Genomic DNA, 15528 nt, shown 5'->3' with positions numbered 1-15528 from the left:
GTCATCAGGAAAGGGGATAAAAATGACAAGAACAACCAGGGTAATCTCCTGGACAGCAGGGATTTTCTTGTTGTTGATCGTGGTTGTCGCCATCATTATTGCGACGTTTGACTGGAACCGTCTCAAGCCGACCATCAACCAGAAAGTCTCAACCGAGCTGAACCGCCCCTTCGCCATACGGGGTGATTTAGGGGTGGTATGGGAACGCCAGAAAGAGGAGCCCGGCTGGCGAAGCTGGATCCCCTGGCCACATATCCATGCTGACGACATCATTCTCGGCAACCCGCCGGATATCCCGGACGTCACTATGATCCACCTGCCGCGGGTTGAAGCCACGCTGGCTCCGCTGGCACTCTTCACCAAAACGGTCTATCTGCCGTGGATCAAACTTCAGCAGCCCGATGCGCGCCTGATCCGCCTCTCCGAAAAAAACAACAACTGGACGTTTAGCCTGGCCAGCGACAGCGAAAAAGATCCGAATGCCCAGCCTTCTTCCTGGTCATTCCGTCTCGACAACATTCTCTTCGATCGCGGACGGATCGCCATCGACGATAAGGTCAGCAAGGCGGATGTGGAGATCCTGGTCGATCCGCTGGGCAAGCCGCTGCCGTTAAGCGAGGTCACGGGGACGAAAGCGAAAGGTGATGCGGCAAGCGTGGGCGACTATGTCTTCGGCCTGACGGCAAAAGGACGCTATAACGACCAGCCGCTCAGCGGTAAAGGGAAAATAGGCGGCATGCTGGCGCTACGGAGCGAAGGCACGCCGTTCCCGGTGCAGGCGGACTTCCGTTCCGGTAACACCCGCGTGGCGTTCGTGGGCACGGTCAACGACCCGATGAATATGGGGGGCGTGGACCTTCAGCTCAAATTTGCCGGTGATTCGCTGGGCGAGCTGTATGAACTGACCGGCGTACTGCTGCCGGATACCCCACCGTTCGAAACAGACGGGCATCTGGTCGCCAAAATCGACACCGAAAAATCGTCCGTTTTTGACTACCGGGATTTTAACGGTCGGATCGGCGACAGCGACATCCACGGCACGCTGACCTACACCACCGGAAAACCGCGCCCGAAACTGGAAGGGGATGTTGAGTCCCGTCAGCTGCGTCTGGCCGACTTGGGCCCGTTGATAGGTATCGACTCCGGTAAAGGCACTAAGTCAAAAGAGGTGAAGAAAGATCCTCAGCCTGCCGGCAAAGTGCTGCCTTATGAACGTTTTGAGACGGATAAATGGAACGTGATGGATGCGGATGTGCGCTTCAAAGGCGGAAAAATTGAACATGGCAGTACGCTGCCGATAAGCAATCTTACGACCCATATCCTCCTTAAAGGCGCCGACCTGCGTCTGCAGCCGCTGAAGTTTGGCATGGCGGGCGGGACGATCTCCTCGAACATTCACCTGGAAGGCGATAAGAAGCCGATGCAGGGACGGGCGGAGATTCAGGCGCGTCGATTGAAGCTGAAAGAGCTGATGCCGAACGTCGAGTTGATGCAGAAAACCCTCGGTGAAATGAACGGTGATGCCGATATTCGCGGCGTGGGGAACTCGGTGGCGGCGCTGCTGGGCAGCGGCAATGGTAACCTGAAGCTGCTGATGAACGATGGGCTGGTGAGCCGCAACCTGATGGAGATCCTGGGGCTGAACGTCGGTAACTACGTCATCGGGCAAATCTTCGGTGATGACGAGGTGCGTGTGAACTGCGCGGCGGCCAATCTGGATCTGGTTAACGGCGTGGCGCGCCCGCAGATTTTTGCCTTTGACACGGAAAATGCGGTGATTAACGTGACCGGTACCGCCAGCATGGCCTCGGAGCAGCTTGATTTGACGATTGACCCGGAAAGTAAGGGGATCCGTATCATCACCCTGCGCTCGCCGCTTTACGTGCGCGGGACCTTCAAAAATCCGCAGGCGGGCGTGAAGCCCGGACCGCTGATTGCGCGTGGCGCAGTGGCTGCGGCGCTTGCGACGCTGGTCACTCCAGCCGCAGCGCTGCTGGCCTTGATTTCGCCGTCAGAAGGCGAGGCGAATCAGTGTCGGACCATTTTGTCGCAGATGAAGAAGTAAGGTGCGGCCTGTTATTGCCGGGTAAGGCGTAGCCGCCACCCGGCATTAGCTTACAGAGCCTGATGTTTCGTCTCGTGCGTCAGCAGCAGCGCAATCAGCGTCAGTCCCGCCATTGCCGCCAGATAAACCCCCACATAGAACAGACCATAGTTCGCCTGCAGCCAGGTGGCGATATACGGCGCTACGGAGGCGCCCAGAATAGACGAGACGTTGTAAGAGAACGACGCGCCGGTATAGCGTACTTCCGTCGGGAACAGCTCTGGCAGCAGCGCACCCATCGGGCCGAAGGTCAGCCCCATCAGGCTCAGGCCAATCAGCAGATAGGCCATCACCAGCGCCGGGCTACCTGAACCCAGCAGCGGCGGGAAGACGAACAGGGCAAACAGAATGATCAGCGTGGTGATGGTAATCATGCTCGCGCGGCGACCGAACTTATCCGCCAGCAGGCCCGCAATCGGAACCATCACGCCAAACCCGATCACCGCCATCATCAGCATCCACAGCACTTCGTTACGCGGCAGACCCAGCCCAACCGGCGCGGCGGCGGTACTGAAGGTCATGGAGTAGACGGTCATGATGTAGAACAGCGTATAGGTTGCCAGCATGATGAACGTGCCCAGCACGGTCACGCGGACGTGTTTGGTCAGCAGCGTACCCAGCGGCACTTTCACCTGCTTGTTCGCCGCGGCCACTTTCGCGAAAACTGGGGTCTCATGCAGAGAAACGCGCACGTACAGGCCAATCAGCACCAGCACGGCTGAGAAGATAAACGGAATACGCCAGCCCCAGCTCATGAACTGTTCATCCGTCAGCAGCCAGGAGAGCAGCAGGAACGTCCCGTTGGCAAAGAAGAAGCCAATTGGTGCGCCCAGCTGCGGGAATGAGCCATACAGCGCGCGCTTGCGTGCCGGGGCGTTCTCGGTGGCCAGCAGCGCCGCGCCGCCCCATTCGCCGCCAAGGCCCAGACCCTGACCAAAACGGGCCAGCGCCAGCAGGACAGGCGCCAGAATGCCGATGGTTTCATAGGTCGGCAGCAGGCCGATGGCCACGGTGGAGATGCCCATCGTCAGCAGCGAGGCCACCAGGGTGACTTTGCGGCCAATGCGATCGCCAAAGTGTCCAAACAGCGCAGAGCCAATCGGACGCGCAACAAACGCGATAGCAAAGGTCGCCAGAGACTGCAGCGTGGCCGCCGTCGGATCGCCCTGCGGGAAGAAAATATGCGGGAAGACGATGACCGCGGCGGTGGCATAAATATAAAAGTCGAAGAACTCAATGGCGGTGCCAATCAGCGATGCGACGACAACTTTATTGCGCGAGTTTACCGGAACGTTTTCCGTTCCTGAGTCGAGTGTGGTGGCGGTTGCTTGCATAATATTTTCTTATTTTTGTCGAACGAAAGGCCATATTACGCACAGCAAAAGCGACATTTCAATCTGTAACAAAGCCGCGCACTGGTGATAAAAGCAACAAAAAGCGGATAATTTTCAGGCCAGCCAAAACAGGTCTATGAAATGCTTCACAGATTTTAAATATCAGTCAATAAAACTGGTTTTCAGTTAAATAAAAGTTACAGGCTGGATTTATATGCTGAAATGATGAATCGGGCTGAAATTTCAGCCCGAGAGTGGGGTTACCGGTGCGTTTTGCCCGGCATTCGCGGGTCGTCTTTGTACTCGGCAGTGGCAATCCACGCCGCGCAGAACAGGGTCAAACGCGCGAAGAAGTAGAAGAACGCCATCAGCCCCAGCACCGAGCCAAACGCCGCACCGGAAGGGGATTTAACCAGTGACGGTAAGGTGTAGGTCATGACGATTTTGATCGCTTCAAAGCCGATCGCCGCAATCAACGTGCCGCGGATCAGCGCCTTCTTGCGCGGACGATGGCGGGGCAAGCGCCAGAAGATCCAGAAGAACAGCAGGTAATTGGCAAAGATGGAAATGGCCAGACCAATGCTGCGCCAGGCGGGCTTCAGCCATTCGATGTAATCAAGGTAAAGCGCGGAGATGATCATCTGCTGCGCCGAGCCTGCCACGGAGGTAATAGAAAGCGTCACGATGAGCGCGACAAGCAGGCCAATCAGAGAAACAAAATCGCGAAGGTACTTAACCCAAATTTTCTCCTGGTCCTGCGGCTTACGCTCCCAGACATCGCGCGACTGGGCGCGAATGGCCTCGCGCAGGTTGCCCATCCAGTTAACGCCGGAGTAAAGGGCAATCAGCAAACCGACGATCCCGACGGTAGTACGCTGCTGAACGGCGGTATTGATGGTGCTTTTGAGCGTGCTGGCAAGGGTCGGGTCACTGACGTTATTCAGGATCTTATTGAAGATATCCTGCAGCAGCGTCGGGTGCGACGCGAGCACAAAACCGGCCGCCGCAAACGACACCATCAGGATTGGGATCATCGACAGGAAGGAAAAATAGGTGATGGCGGCACCAAACTGGTTTCCCATGCGGTCATTAAAGCGTTCGGTCGCGCGTATCAGATGCGCAATCATGGGAAACTGCTGAATTCTGGCGACAATGCCGGTGACGGTCCCCAGCGCTTTGCTGGCGGTACCAGGGGACCTGGCCTCTTCAGGCCCGGTTTCCATCTTTTTGACGGGCTCATACTCTAAATGTTGGGTGGGTCGTTGCGGGTTGTTTTCCGGCGTCACGCGTCTTTTCCTTTTCGTTTGGCTGGATGTTACTGAATTATAGCTTGCGACTAGTCCACGTAAGCTTTTGTGAGTTCGGTTAGCCACTCCATGAACAGATGGACCCGTCGGGAGAGGTTGCGGCGGTGGGGATAAATCAGGGAGACAGGCATCGGTTCGGCCCGGTATTGCGGCAGGATCTCAACCAGTTTCTTCGCGCGCAGTAGATCGCGCACCCCAACCCGCGGAACCTGAATAATGCCCAGTCCGGCGAGGCAGGCAGCCTGGTAAGTTTCCGTGCTGTTAACGGTTAACACCCCGCCCGTTTTTACCCACTGCGTCGCACTGCCGTTATAAAACTCAAAGCCCTGCGGGCGGGTTCCCAGCATCGCGGCGTAGTGGATCACGGCGTGTGAGCCTAAATCGTCCAGCGTTTCCGGGTAGCCAAAACGCGCCAGATAATCCGGACTGGCGCAGTTAATCACCGACAGCTTGCCCAGCGGACGGGCAATCAGCCCTGAATCCTTCAGCGTGCCGACGCGGACGACGCAATCAAACCCTTCACGGATCACATCCACCAGGCGATCGCTGCTACTGAGTTCCAGTTCAATGCCCGGATAGTGCTGCAGGAAAGCAGGCAGTTTGGGGATGACTAAATTTCGAGCAACGCCGACGGGCATATCCACGCGGAGCCGTCCGCTGATGCTGGAGGGATCGTGCTGAAACATACCGTCGAGTTCATCAAGGTTTGCCAGCAGATCTTTTGCCCGCTCGTAATAGACCATGCCGTCCTGCGTCAGGCTGACGCGGCGCGTGGTGCGGTGCAATAGCTGGGTGCCAAGCCGGTTTTCCAGGGCCTGAATTTGTCGTGAAACGCTGCCTTTCGGCAGGGTTAATGTTTCGGCCGCGCGGGAAAAACTCTCCAGTTCCGCGACGCGGACGAATAACTGCATTGCGTGAATTTTATCCATAGCGGAAGCTCATTGTTGTTACAGCTGAAACAGTGAAGCGTTTTAATCCATCTTTATTGATTTTCTATCACCTAATAAGCTCTTTCTCAATCTCCTTAACAGCCAAAACGAGGTTTATGATGAGTGAACGTATCGCATTAGTGACGGGTGGTAGCCGTGGTCTGGGTAAAAACGCTGCGTTAAAGCTGGCGGCAGACGGCTCGGGAATCGTCCTGACATACAACCGTAGCCAGCAGGAAGCGCTGGATGTTGTGCATGAAATTCAGGAAAAAGGCGTTAACGCAGCGGCATTACAGCTCAACGTCGGGGATATCACGGGTTTTGATCATTTTGCCCAGCAGCTTCAGGAAACCCTTAGGCGTGTCTGGCAGCGTGAAACTTTTGACTATTTATTGAACAATGCCGGAACGGGTTTATATGCGCCCTATACCGACACGACGGAAGCCCAGTTTGATGAGGCGCTGAACGTTCATTTCAAAGGACCTTTCTTCCTGACCCAGCGCCTGCTGCCGTTGCTGAACGACGGGGGACGGATCCTCAACGTCTCCAGCGGGCTGGCCCGCTTTACCCAGCCGGGCTCAGGGACCTACGCGGCCATGAAGGGGGCGATGGAAGTGCTGACGCGTTATCAGGCGAAAGAGCTGGGCGCGCGCGGGATCGCCGTCAATATCATCGCGCCGGGCGCGATTGAAACTGACTTTGGCGGCGGACGCGTGCGCGACAACGCGGAGCTGAATCAGCTGCTGGCCTCGCAAACGGCGCTGGGACGGGTGGGGCTGCCGGACGATATTGGCGATGCCATTGCGGCACTGCTCAGCGACAAACTGGGCTGGATGAATGCGCAACGTATTGAAGTCTCAGGCGGCATGTTCCTGTGATGTACGCACTTAAGGAAATCCTTAAGGTCAATGTGTCTAAATACGGACAGATATAAAGAACTCGGGGGGATTTGTAACGTCTCCATTCGTTGAGTTTTTTCTTAAATAACCCCTCTGTAGAATCCCCCTTCGCTATTCTCAGAGGGATAAAAAACGATGCGAGTAATCATGTTTGACAGGCAGTCACTCTTTATTCACGGAGCGATACACAGTCTTCAGACGCTCATTCCGGAAATAGATATGACAGGGACCTGTCAGGCAGACGATTTATGGACCCAGATTTCCGCTTCACCGTCAGCTATCGTCATGATTGACGGCAATTTAATGCAGGACGAGGGGAGCGCTTTGCTGGAAGAGATGCTGCAACGCTTTCCGGCGATACGCGTGATTCTGGTTTTGGCGAAAAAAGAGGCCAGATGGGTTGAGCAATTGCGGCAGCGAAACATCATGGCCATTATTCCCCGAAATGCCAGTCCCGAGCGGTTTTCGGCCGTGCTGGATTCGGTGTCCAGAGGGATGGTCTGTTTTCCCGGGGAGTGGGTCAGGCAGCCGTCGTCTCAGGCGTTATCATCCCTGAGCGAGCGTCAGCGCGACGTGTTGGAATTGCTGGCGGCGGGGGAGTCAAATAAAGAGATTGGCCGCAATCTCAACATCAGTGCGGCCACGGTAAAAGCGCATCTCGAGGCGCTTTTCCGGCGGCTGGACGTGAAAAACAGAACGCAGGCTGCCATGTACTATACCCGTGCGAAGGCCTGAAAAATCGCGTTTGGGAGCGAGGGCATCTCTCCGAAGCTGAATATCATCATAACCAGCGCATCATGCTGCTGTTGGGTTAATGGATGTGTCACACTTTCCCGCAGCAGCGCCTCACGCAACTGAATATCGTCATGCAGCAAATCTTCTGCCTCGGCAGGCGTGATGGGACCGTGAAAAAGTGCTCGATCGCGGATAACGTGGCCATAGCCAATAACCCATAATCCGTTTTCGTCACGATATTTCTCCAGAGAAAGACCCTGATGTTTTTTTATTAACGCAATGGCGGCAGAAGATATTTTCAGCGCGTGACCTTTCATATTCATTTCCTCTTAAGAGCGACACTGTAGAGGAAACGACGTCCGAGAAATATCCGCCAAATGGCTATTGATCAGGCATTATTATTCAGGTATTCCTGCTGCAATAAACCAAATAACCAGTCATTTTGCCAGCGCCCCGCAAGGTAATAGCTCTCGCGTAATTCGCCTTCCAGGCGAAAGCGGGCTTTTTCCAGCAGGCGCCTTGAAGCGACATTTCCCACGGTGACGGTGGCGGTGAGTCGACGTATACCGCCCTGATGAAAAGCATAATCACAAAGCGCTTTCAGGGATTCAAAGCCGTAGCCTTTCCCCTGCGCCTCGGGTGCGAAAAGGAAGCCCACTTCGGCACAGTCCCCCTCCCGATGAATATACCCGGTAACGCCCAGCGGAGCCTGTGAGGCGGTGTCACGTACGACGAGACAAAGCCAGTGCGCGCTGCCCGGTGACCAGGGCGTCAGGCGCGAATCAAATGCCTCGCGTATAGCCGCAACGGGGCGGTTTTCCGCCACAAAGCGCATGACGTCGGGATTCTGCTGTAATGCCAGAAAAAAGGGCCAGTCTTGTTCCAGCAGAGGTGAGCAGGTAAGGCGAGGGGTAATTAAAACCGGCATTCAGATTCTCCTGAAACATTTTAAATGATTTTAGGGTTGTCACTTTATTTCAACAGAAAGTCAGGTATGGTTAATCGCGTATAAATAAAAAGAAAAAAAGGCCGTCTCGTGCCCATTCCGGATGTCTTCGTTGTCGCTTAAGGAAAACAATGAGTCTCAGCACATCACATCATATTCGCGAACAGTTCGAACACTGTCTGGCGGTCATTCGCCATGCGTCGGTGGAAATTTTGCTACTTCTGAATGTACATGCTTCTGAGGGTAAAGATCCACGCTGGTTTCTGGAGCAACTCGACAGTGCTCGATTAGCGCTGGGCGGCTGGGGAGCCGTTGCGAAAAAACTCAACCTGAATGACGCCGAGATGTCGGAATTTACGCTCCAGCTGCGCCTGCTGCAGCAGCGCGTTCCGCAGTATGAAAGCGGACAGGATGTGAGTGAAAACCAGCTTATTGCGGCGATGCGGTTTGTCACCGCGCTGGAACACCTGCGCCTGCAGCAGCCGCTGCTGACCTACAGCACGGACCTGGCACCGGGAAGCGAACTTCAGCAACAGCAGGCGCACAAGCAGGTGCGGGCGATTGAGCTGATGATAAAAGGGCTCATCCAGCAGGCCTGGCCCGATCAGGTACGGCTGAACAATCATCTGAAGACCTTGTTTAACGCCGATCGCGTTCGGCGCTGGCTGAAGCTTGGCGAGATCAACGATGTCCTGAGCGGCATGATGTTCAGCGAGCTGGCGCAGATGCTGGTGGATAAAAAAGAATTCAGCCGCTATTACGCTTCGCTGTTCAGCGATCCGTCCATGCTGACGCTGCTGGTTGAACCGCGTAAAACGCTGCAAACCTTCCTCGACGACATCCGGCAAATTCGCAACAGCATCACCGTTCAGAAAACGTTGAGCTCGGCGCAAATTCAGCTGCTGGATAACTACTACGCGCAGATTGCGCGGCCCGTTCAACGCGCGTTTGAAGAGGGGAGAACGCGCGTCAATCCGGCGGGATTCATGGCGGTAGATGCCAGCGAACTGCATACCTTCTGGGAAAAGGCGCAGAAAATGGATCGGGTCACCGGTGGGGATCTGTTTGAAGTCCGCGACACCATTGAAAAGCCGACCCAGCGCGCGCCGCGTACCCCCGAACAACGTGAGCAGCTTATTTCCGGTGCGCTATGGGGGGCGGTTGGCGTTATGGTGATTGCCATCGTGGCGGGGGGATTCTGGCTGGTGACCAGCAGTAAACCGCAGCCTGCGACCGCCAGCGCGGCTGAAGCGGCACCACCACAGGAAATGCGCGAGACGCCTTCCTCGCGTGAAACGCTCACGCGCATGGGGGTGACCTGGGACGAGAATAATTTCCGCTCGGCCATTAACCGCAACGACACCCGCGTGACCCAGCTCTTTTTGCAGGGTGGTATGGACTGGAAGCTGTCCTGGACCGAAGAAGCGATGTCGGCAGGCTATGACGACGTGCTGGAGCTGATGTTACGCTACCGGCAAAACATGGTGGAGGAGAAGCCGTGTCGCCGCTTCATCAACACGCTCAGCCACGCGATGTCGAACGGCGAGTCTCTGACCTCGGTACGTAAAGAGTATCTTAAAGCGTTCTGCACCGTGCCTGCTGTGGTGAAACGCCAGCAGCACGATCTCGACATGGCCACACGCCGTGCGCAGTCACAGCCAGATGCCACCACGAAAAAATGGCAGTCCATTCAGAGCGCCATTTATGAGGTGATTCGCTAAGTTGTTCTCCCTCTCCCTGTGGGAGAGGGCCGGGGTGAGGGCGCCAGACCGCACCTCACTCAAGGCTCCCCATACAACCCAATCAGCCGCCGCACCACGCCGTTCGTCCAGCCGAAACCGTCCTGCAGCGGATACTCCCCACCGCCCCCTTCGCGCGGCGTGCTGCTGGCGATGTGGTACTTCTCAATCAGCTTATGGTGCGTCTGATAAAAATGGTTCACCGTATGCAGCCAGCTCCAGGCGATTTCATCTCCCAGCGAGTCGTTGCCGTACTGCTTGAACCCCTGAATCGCCATCCACTGCAGCGGCGCCCAGCCGTTGGGTTTATCCCACTGCTCGCCGGTTTCGTACTCGGTCGCCAGAATCCCGCCCGGCGTGAGCAGTCGTGCCTTGACCGCATCCGACAGGCGCTCGGCCTGCTCGTGGGTTGCCATGCCGACATACAGCGGCACGATGCTGGCGGCAGAAAACAGCGCCAGCTCTTCGCGTCGCCAGTCATAATCGCGGTAACAGCCGCTCTCCTCGTCCCACAGATAGCGGTTCACCGCCGCGCGGCGATCGCTGGCTTTCTGGCGGAACAGGTCGGCCGTCTCTTTGTCCCCTTTCGACGCCGAGATGTTGGCAATCGCGCTTTCCAGCTTGAACAGGAAGGCGTTCAGGTCGATGGGGATAAACTGCGTCGTGCGGATGCTGGCGAGCCGCGACGGATCGCGCAGCCAGCGGGACGAATAATCCCAGCCGGAAGCCGCCCCCGCCCGCAGGTCGCGATACACCTCGTTTGGCGGACGGCCCGAGTGGCGGGCAGTTTCCACGTCCTCGATCCACGATTCGTCGCGCGGGGTATCGCGGTCGTCCCAGTAGCGGTTGAGCAGTGAACCGTCCGGCATGCGTACGGCGCTGCGGTAAGCCTGGTTAAGCAGCAGCGACTCCGCGCCGTCCATCCAGAAGGCGTACTCCATTTTGAGGTGATTCAGATAGCGTTTCGCACCGCGCACGCCGTCCTCCTCGAACAGCTCCACCATCAGGGCAAAGACCGGCGGCTGGGAGCGGCTGAGATAATAGGTACGGTTGCCGTTGGGGATATGCCCGTAGCGTTCAATCAGCCAGGCGAAGTTGTCCGCCATGCACTTCAGCAGGTCGTTACGACCGCTCTCCGCCAGCCCCAGCATGGAGAAATAGGAATCCCAGTAGTAGGTCTCGCTGAATCGCCCGCCGGGAACGATATAGGCCTGCGGCAGCGCTAGTAGGGAAGACCAGGGAATATGATCCTGCGGCTCGCGCGTCAGCACCGGCCACAGGTTATCAATGTGCTCCTTCAGGGAGAGGCCCGGGTCGGAGACATACTCAGTGCCGAACGTTTCCGGCATCCAGAAGTGGTTCTCCACAAACTGGCGCAGGTCGAAGTCCCGGTGGCGTCTGACCTTGCGGTAGCGGATCAGGATATCCAGCGGATCCATCTTCGGCGCGCAGTCGGGGAAGGTTTTACTGTCGGCAAACAGCCGCGTCGACTGTACATGCTCGAACAGTTCAAGATAGCGGTCTGCGGGCGTCAACGCATCGGAGGCGGGTAGCCCCTCGATCATTTCGGGTTCCGGCTCCGCCTCAATCATTTCATCCAGTTTCAACTCGCAGGGATCGGTCTCGTAGCGCAGCTCTTCTGCAATCTCGAATTCGATGTTCTCGGTAGCCTGTAGTTTCTGGTTGAACATGGTGATAGGGACCTCCGGTTGTGTGTTCAAAAGACAGGTTTATCCGGGCGTCTTATAAGCGTAGACATTCGCTTCGGTAGAGGGGGAGGAATATGTGCGGTAGATCACTATTTTCGGAGCATTCGTTTTGCAACGATTTATGTCTGTTAACAGTAGCCTCTTCAAAAGAGGCTACTGAACAAGAGGCGAGTATCCCGGATCAAAGGCCTTGTTTTAGCCGCTTAGCAATCGGTTCAAATTCCTCGGTAGAATGGCGCTTGATCGTATCCGGTGCGTTATCCTCGATGGCTTTCCAGTAGGCCCACGGCACCGGTTTTTTCCCCAGCTCATAGTCCATGGCGTCCCAGGCATCTTCACGAAACGCATAAAATGCCCAGTGTGCATGATGTTTGTCGAGGACGGTCAGAACATCATTAAGCCACTGCCGGCAGCCCTGCAGCGTGCGAACGCAGCCAAACTCTCCCGCGACAACCCGGTTGGCCGGAATACCATTCTGCTTCGCCCAGTCAAAGGGCGCGTTCATCCATTTCTCTATGGCCGTAGCGTCCCATTTCACCTTTTTACCGCCGAACGTGATCATGCCTGGATAGTCGAACGGCACCTTGCGGCGTGCATTTGGCGCGCTGGTGAAATCATAGGGCTCGTACATGTGGAAGCTGTAGAGCACCCGCTTATCCTCAAGCGCGGACGGCCAACCAGAAAAACCACGCGCGGAGGCGTACCAGCCTCCATCGACCATAATCGGTGTGGTGGCATCGACCTCGCGGATGGCGGCAATAATCTGATTGTAGAGAGCGGGGAGGTTACGCGCCGTACTTTGCTGCTGCTGATACCAGGTTTTTAACGCCTCTGGCGACGCCTGCTCGCTAATGTTGCCTCTTTTTTCAGGCGCGGGTTCATTGACCAGATTCCAGGCCGCAATGCCCGGTTCGTCCTTCAGGGCCTGGGCCAAATCACGCCAGAACTGAGCGGCTTCCTGCCAGTATTTTTTGTCCTGCCAGATGCGGTCATCAAACTGGTTATTGTTATTTTGCGCCCAGCGCATGCCGGGCAAAGAGAGTGGGGCAATGACGACCTGTAGCCCGGCCGCGTGTGCTTTCCTGATGGAGGCTTTGAGCGTCGCGAGGTCTGTGGCCTCGAGCCCACGATAGCCGTCGGCGTTGCCGAGAAGAAAATCTCTCCCGGCAGGTTTCCATTTGTCGTAAGAGAGGCGAACCCACGTCGCGCCATAGCCTCGCAGCGCGTCATAGTATTCCTGCGTGGGCGGCAGGCGGTTAAAGCTGTTTCCACCGTGCTGAGGGGTATCCCAGAAGGTGATTTTGTCAGAGGAGGCGGCGGCAAAGCAAAAAAGAAGCAGGGTCAACCCGATAAGCGCTTTCATCTCAATTCCTTTTTAGCGTGATGATGATTTTATATTCGCTGGGATGATGATGCTTTGTCTTTAAATTATCGAGCCATATAAAAAAACTGGCCCGCAAAGGCCAGTTTTTATGACGTGCTTTCCTGCGAAAAGCCCTTAACGCATGGTCACAAATTCTTCCGCCGCCGTTGGGTGGATTGCCACGGTATTATCAAAGTCTTTCTTCGTTGCGCCCATCTTCAGCGCCACGGCGAAGCCCTGCAGGATCTCATCCATGCCGAAGCCGATGCCGTGGATACCGACAATCTTCTCGTCCGGACCGACGCAGACCAGCTTCATGCGGCACGGCTGACGGTGAGAGGTGACGGCGGTATACATCGCGGTAAACGCCGATTTATACACTTTCACCTGGTCGTCGCCATACTGCTCGCGCGCCTGCGGCTCGGTTAAGCCGACGGTGCCGATTGGCGGGTGGCTAAAGACCACGGTCGGGATGTTGCTGTAGTCCAGATGCTCGTCCGGCTTGTTGTTAAACAGGCGCTCGGAAAGACGACGACCCGCCGCAACGGCCACCGGGGTCAGCTCAACTGCACCGGTATTATCGCCGACCGCATAAATGCCCGGTACGCTGGTGTTCTGGAATTTATCGACGACGATATAGCCTTTTTCGTCGGTTTTCACGCCGGTCACGCCCAGGTTGAAGTTATCGTTAGCCGGTTCACGGCCAATCGCCCAGATCAGGCAATCGACGGTCTGGCTGCGGCCATCTTCCAGCTCCAGGGTCAGGCTGCCGTCTGCATTTTTCACGACCGCTTTTGGCACGGCGTTGGTATGCAGGGTTGGACCTTCGGTGTTCATCACTTCAACCAGCGTATCAACGATCAGCGGATCGAAGCTACGCAGCGGCGCGTGTTTGCGCACGAACAGGTGCGCCTCAGCGCCCAGGCCGTTAATCACCCCGGCCAGTTCCACCGCGATGTAACCCGCACCAACAACGGCAACGCGCTTAGGCAGGGCAGGCAGCTCGAAGAAACCGTCGGAGTCGATGCCGTATTCCACGCCCGGAATGTTCGGGTGGCTAGGACGGCCGCCGGTGGCGATCAGGATGTGATCGGCGGTGATCGTCTCGCCGTTCACTTCGATCGTTTTCGCGTCAACAAAGCGGGCGAAGCCGTGGATAACGTCGACGTTATTTTTGCCCAGCACGTTGTCGTACGAGGTGTGAATACGGTCGATGTAGGCGGTACGGCTGGCAATCAGCTTGTCCCAGTCAAAGTTATTAATGGTGGTGTCAAAGCCGTAGTCCGGGCCATACATATGGATAGCTTCACGGATCTGCGCCGCATGCCACATCACTTTCTTCGGTACACAACCCACGTTCACGCAGGTGCCGCCCAGCGCTTTGGCTTCAATCAGCGCGCACTTCTGGCCGTACATGGCCGCGCGGTTGATGGAGGCGATGCCGCCGCTGCCGCCGCCGATTGCGATGTAGTCATAATGCTTAGTCATAGCTTTTGTCCTTAATCGTGAATTGCCGCGATTGTATACCTGAAATCAATAGTTTCCACCGATGGCTGCGATTACTCCGGCACGATCCAACTGACGGTGGCGTGGCCTGTACCCGCTGGCACCAGCGTTTTATGCAGCCACGGCAGCACGTTGTTCATCTGCGCTTCGAGCTTCCACGGCGGGTTAATGACGATCATGCCCGAGGCGGTCATGCCGCGCTGATCGCTGTCCGGACGTACCGCCAGCTCAATCTGCAGGATTTTGCGGATGCCGGTCGCTTCCAGATCCTTGATCATGCGTTTGATTTGCGCGCGCAGCACCACCGGGTACCACAGGGCGTATGTCCCGGTAGCGAAGCGTTTGTAGCCTTCATGGATCCCTGTCACCACCGCCTGATAGTCGGTTTTGATTTCGTACGGCGGGTCGATAAGCACCAGGCCGCGACGGGAAACCGGCGGCAGCTTGGCTTTCAGCTGCTGGTAGCCGTCGGATTTTTCCACGCGGGCGCGGCTGTCTTTCTGGAATTCAGAACGCAGCAGCGGGAAGTCGCTCGGATGCAGCTCGGTCAGCTGGAGGCTATCCTGCTCGCGCAGCAGCTGGCGGGCAATCAGCGGCGAGCCCGGGTAGTAGCGCAGCTGGCCGTTGCGGTTGAAGTGATTCACCACGCCGATGTACGGCTCCAGCTCTGCAGGCAGATCGTCCTGCTGCCAGATGCGGGCGATCCCTTCCAGATATTCACCGGTACGCTCGGCATGCTCGCTGCTCAGCTGATAACGGCCCGCGCCCGCGTGGGTGTCCAGATAGAGAAACGGCTTCTCTTTCTCTTTGAGCGATTCGATGATCAGGCTCTGAACGGTGTGTTTAAGGACGTCGGCGTGGTTGCCAGCGTGGAAGCTGTGGCGATAACTGAGCATGGGTAATGATATTCCGCTGAATTGACGATTTGCCACAGTTTACAGCAGAACGGCGCAGATT

General features: G+C 56.5%; 13 protein-coding genes. 4 read left to right on the top strand and 9 right to left on the bottom strand.

The features are described from left to right. The first annotated feature begins 22 nt into the window (after window positions 1–22). Window positions 23–2065, top strand: a complete 2043-nt coding sequence (locus ACMGG5_RS04735) for an AsmA family protein (protein WP_420277567.1) — start codon at window positions 23–25, stop codon at window positions 2063–2065. Between the two features lie 50 nt (window positions 2066–2115). On the opposite strand, the gene ACMGG5_RS04730 is transcribed toward ACMGG5_RS04735, so the two are convergent. From ACMGG5_RS04730 to ACMGG5_RS04720, 3 genes are all read right to left on the bottom strand, one after another. Continuing rightward, window positions 2116–3438 carry an MFS transporter gene (locus tag ACMGG5_RS04730; protein WP_024908835.1) on the bottom strand — a complete coding sequence of 441 codons (1323 nt, stop codon included), beginning with the start codon at window positions 3436–3438 and terminating at the stop codon, window positions 2116–2118. A 260-nt stretch (window positions 3439–3698) separates the two neighbouring features. Further along, on the bottom strand, window positions 3699–4724 hold the full coding sequence (gene yhjD, locus ACMGG5_RS04725) for an inner membrane protein YhjD (protein WP_032648228.1): 1026 nt from the start codon (window positions 4722–4724) through the stop codon (window positions 3699–3701). Between the two features lie 50 nt (window positions 4725–4774). Then, window positions 4775–5674: a LysR family transcriptional regulator gene (locus ACMGG5_RS04720; RefSeq protein WP_048991720.1), complete on the bottom strand. Its 900-nt coding sequence runs from the start codon at window positions 5672–5674 to the stop codon at window positions 4775–4777. A gap of 119 nt (window positions 5675–5793) precedes the next feature. On the opposite strand from ACMGG5_RS04720, the gene ACMGG5_RS04715 reads away from it, so the two are divergent. Then, on the top strand, window positions 5794–6552 hold the full coding sequence (locus ACMGG5_RS04715; protein WP_420278603.1) for an SDR family NAD(P)-dependent oxidoreductase: 759 nt from the start codon (window positions 5794–5796) through the stop codon (window positions 6550–6552). Window positions 6553–6708: 156 nt separating this feature from the next. Further along, window positions 6709–7308 carry a response regulator transcription factor gene (locus ACMGG5_RS04710; RefSeq protein ID WP_048991723.1) on the top strand — a complete coding sequence of 200 codons (600 nt, stop codon included), beginning with the start codon at window positions 6709–6711 and terminating at the stop codon, window positions 7306–7308. Here ACMGG5_RS04710 and ACMGG5_RS04705 read toward each other — a convergent pair. Both ACMGG5_RS04705 and ACMGG5_RS04700 read right to left on the bottom strand, forming a co-directional pair. After that, a complete protein-coding gene (locus tag ACMGG5_RS04705) occupies window positions 7287–7625 on the bottom strand; it encodes a lysozyme (RefSeq protein WP_148769037.1) in 339 nt (112 codons plus the stop codon). The genes ACMGG5_RS04710 and ACMGG5_RS04705 overlap by 22 nt on opposite strands. Window positions 7626–7696: 71 nt before the next feature. Beyond that, window positions 7697–8236: a GNAT family N-acetyltransferase gene (locus ACMGG5_RS04700; RefSeq protein WP_290094181.1), complete on the bottom strand. Its 540-nt coding sequence runs from the start codon at window positions 8234–8236 to the stop codon at window positions 7697–7699. A gap of 149 nt (window positions 8237–8385) precedes the next feature. Here ACMGG5_RS04700 and ACMGG5_RS04695 point away from each other — a divergent pair, with 149 nt between their 5' ends. Beyond that, window positions 8386–9975 (top strand): STY4199 family HEPN domain-containing protein, encoded by a 1590-nt coding sequence (locus ACMGG5_RS04695; protein WP_061716337.1) that lies wholly within the window; start codon window positions 8386–8388, stop codon window positions 9973–9975. Between the two features lie 59 nt (window positions 9976–10034). Here ACMGG5_RS04695 and ACMGG5_RS04690 read toward each other — a convergent pair whose 3' ends face one another. The 4 genes from ACMGG5_RS04690 to ACMGG5_RS04675 all read right to left on the bottom strand — a co-directional run bounded on the left by ACMGG5_RS04690 (window position 10035) and on the right by ACMGG5_RS04675 (window position 15467). Next, complete coding sequence (locus ACMGG5_RS04690; protein WP_420277566.1) at window positions 10035–11684, bottom strand: alpha,alpha-trehalase; 1650 nt, start codon at window positions 11682–11684, stop codon at window positions 10035–10037. A gap of 199 nt (window positions 11685–11883) precedes the next feature. Continuing rightward, window positions 11884–13065 (bottom strand): glycoside hydrolase family 5 protein, encoded by a 1182-nt coding sequence (locus tag ACMGG5_RS04685; protein WP_175557812.1) that lies wholly within the window; start codon window positions 13063–13065, stop codon window positions 11884–11886. 135 nt (window positions 13066–13200) lie between these two features. Further along, window positions 13201–14553 (bottom strand): glutathione-disulfide reductase, encoded by a 1353-nt coding sequence (gorA, locus tag ACMGG5_RS04680; RefSeq protein WP_024908845.1) that lies wholly within the window; start codon window positions 14551–14553, stop codon window positions 13201–13203. Window positions 14554–14624: 71 nt separating this feature from the next. Continuing rightward, entirely contained in the window at window positions 14625–15467 is an 843-nt protein-coding gene (locus ACMGG5_RS04675) for a 23S rRNA (adenine(2030)-N(6))-methyltransferase RlmJ (RefSeq protein WP_420277565.1), read from the bottom strand. Window positions 15468–15528: the final 61 nt, after the last annotated feature.

It is taken from the genome of Enterobacter sp. BNK-34 (assembly GCF_048684445.1).
GTDB classification, from domain to species: domain Bacteria; phylum Pseudomonadota; class Gammaproteobacteria; order Enterobacterales; family Enterobacteriaceae; genus Enterobacter; species Enterobacter pseudoroggenkampii.
This window is presented reverse-complemented; position numbering and strand designations above follow the sequence as displayed.

Coding starts and splice junctions, on each gene's coding strand:
- ACMGG5_RS04735 (WP_420277567.1), top strand. CDS start 23: ATGACAAGAACAACCAGGGTAATCTCCTGGACAGCAGGGATTTTCTTG.
- ACMGG5_RS04730 (WP_024908835.1), bottom strand. CDS start 3,438: ATGCAAGCAACCGCCACCACACTCGACTCAGGAACGGAAAACGTTCCG.
- ACMGG5_RS04720 (WP_048991720.1), bottom strand. CDS start 5,674: ATGGATAAAATTCACGCAATGCAGTTATTCGTCCGCGTCGCGGAACTG.
- ACMGG5_RS04715 (WP_420278603.1), top strand. CDS start 5,794: ATGAGTGAACGTATCGCATTAGTGACGGGTGGTAGCCGTGGTCTGGGT.
- ACMGG5_RS04710 (WP_048991723.1), top strand. CDS start 6,709: ATGCGAGTAATCATGTTTGACAGGCAGTCACTCTTTATTCACGGAGCG.
- ACMGG5_RS04705 (WP_148769037.1), bottom strand. CDS start 7,625: ATGAAAGGTCACGCGCTGAAAATATCTTCTGCCGCCATTGCGTTAATA.
- ACMGG5_RS04700 (WP_290094181.1), bottom strand. CDS start 8,236: ATGCCGGTTTTAATTACCCCTCGCCTTACCTGCTCACCTCTGCTGGAA.
- ACMGG5_RS04695 (WP_061716337.1), top strand. CDS start 8,386: ATGAGTCTCAGCACATCACATCATATTCGCGAACAGTTCGAACACTGT.
- ACMGG5_RS04690 (WP_420277566.1), bottom strand. CDS start 11,684: ATGTTCAACCAGAAACTACAGGCTACCGAGAACATCGAATTCGAGATT.
- ACMGG5_RS04685 (WP_175557812.1), bottom strand. CDS start 13,065: ATGAAAGCGCTTATCGGGTTGACCCTGCTTCTTTTTTGCTTTGCCGCC.
- gorA (WP_024908845.1), bottom strand. CDS start 14,553: ATGACTAAGCATTATGACTACATCGCAATCGGCGGCGGCAGCGGCGGC.
- ACMGG5_RS04675 (WP_420277565.1), bottom strand. CDS start 15,467: ATGCTCAGTTATCGCCACAGCTTCCACGCTGGCAACCACGCCGACGTC.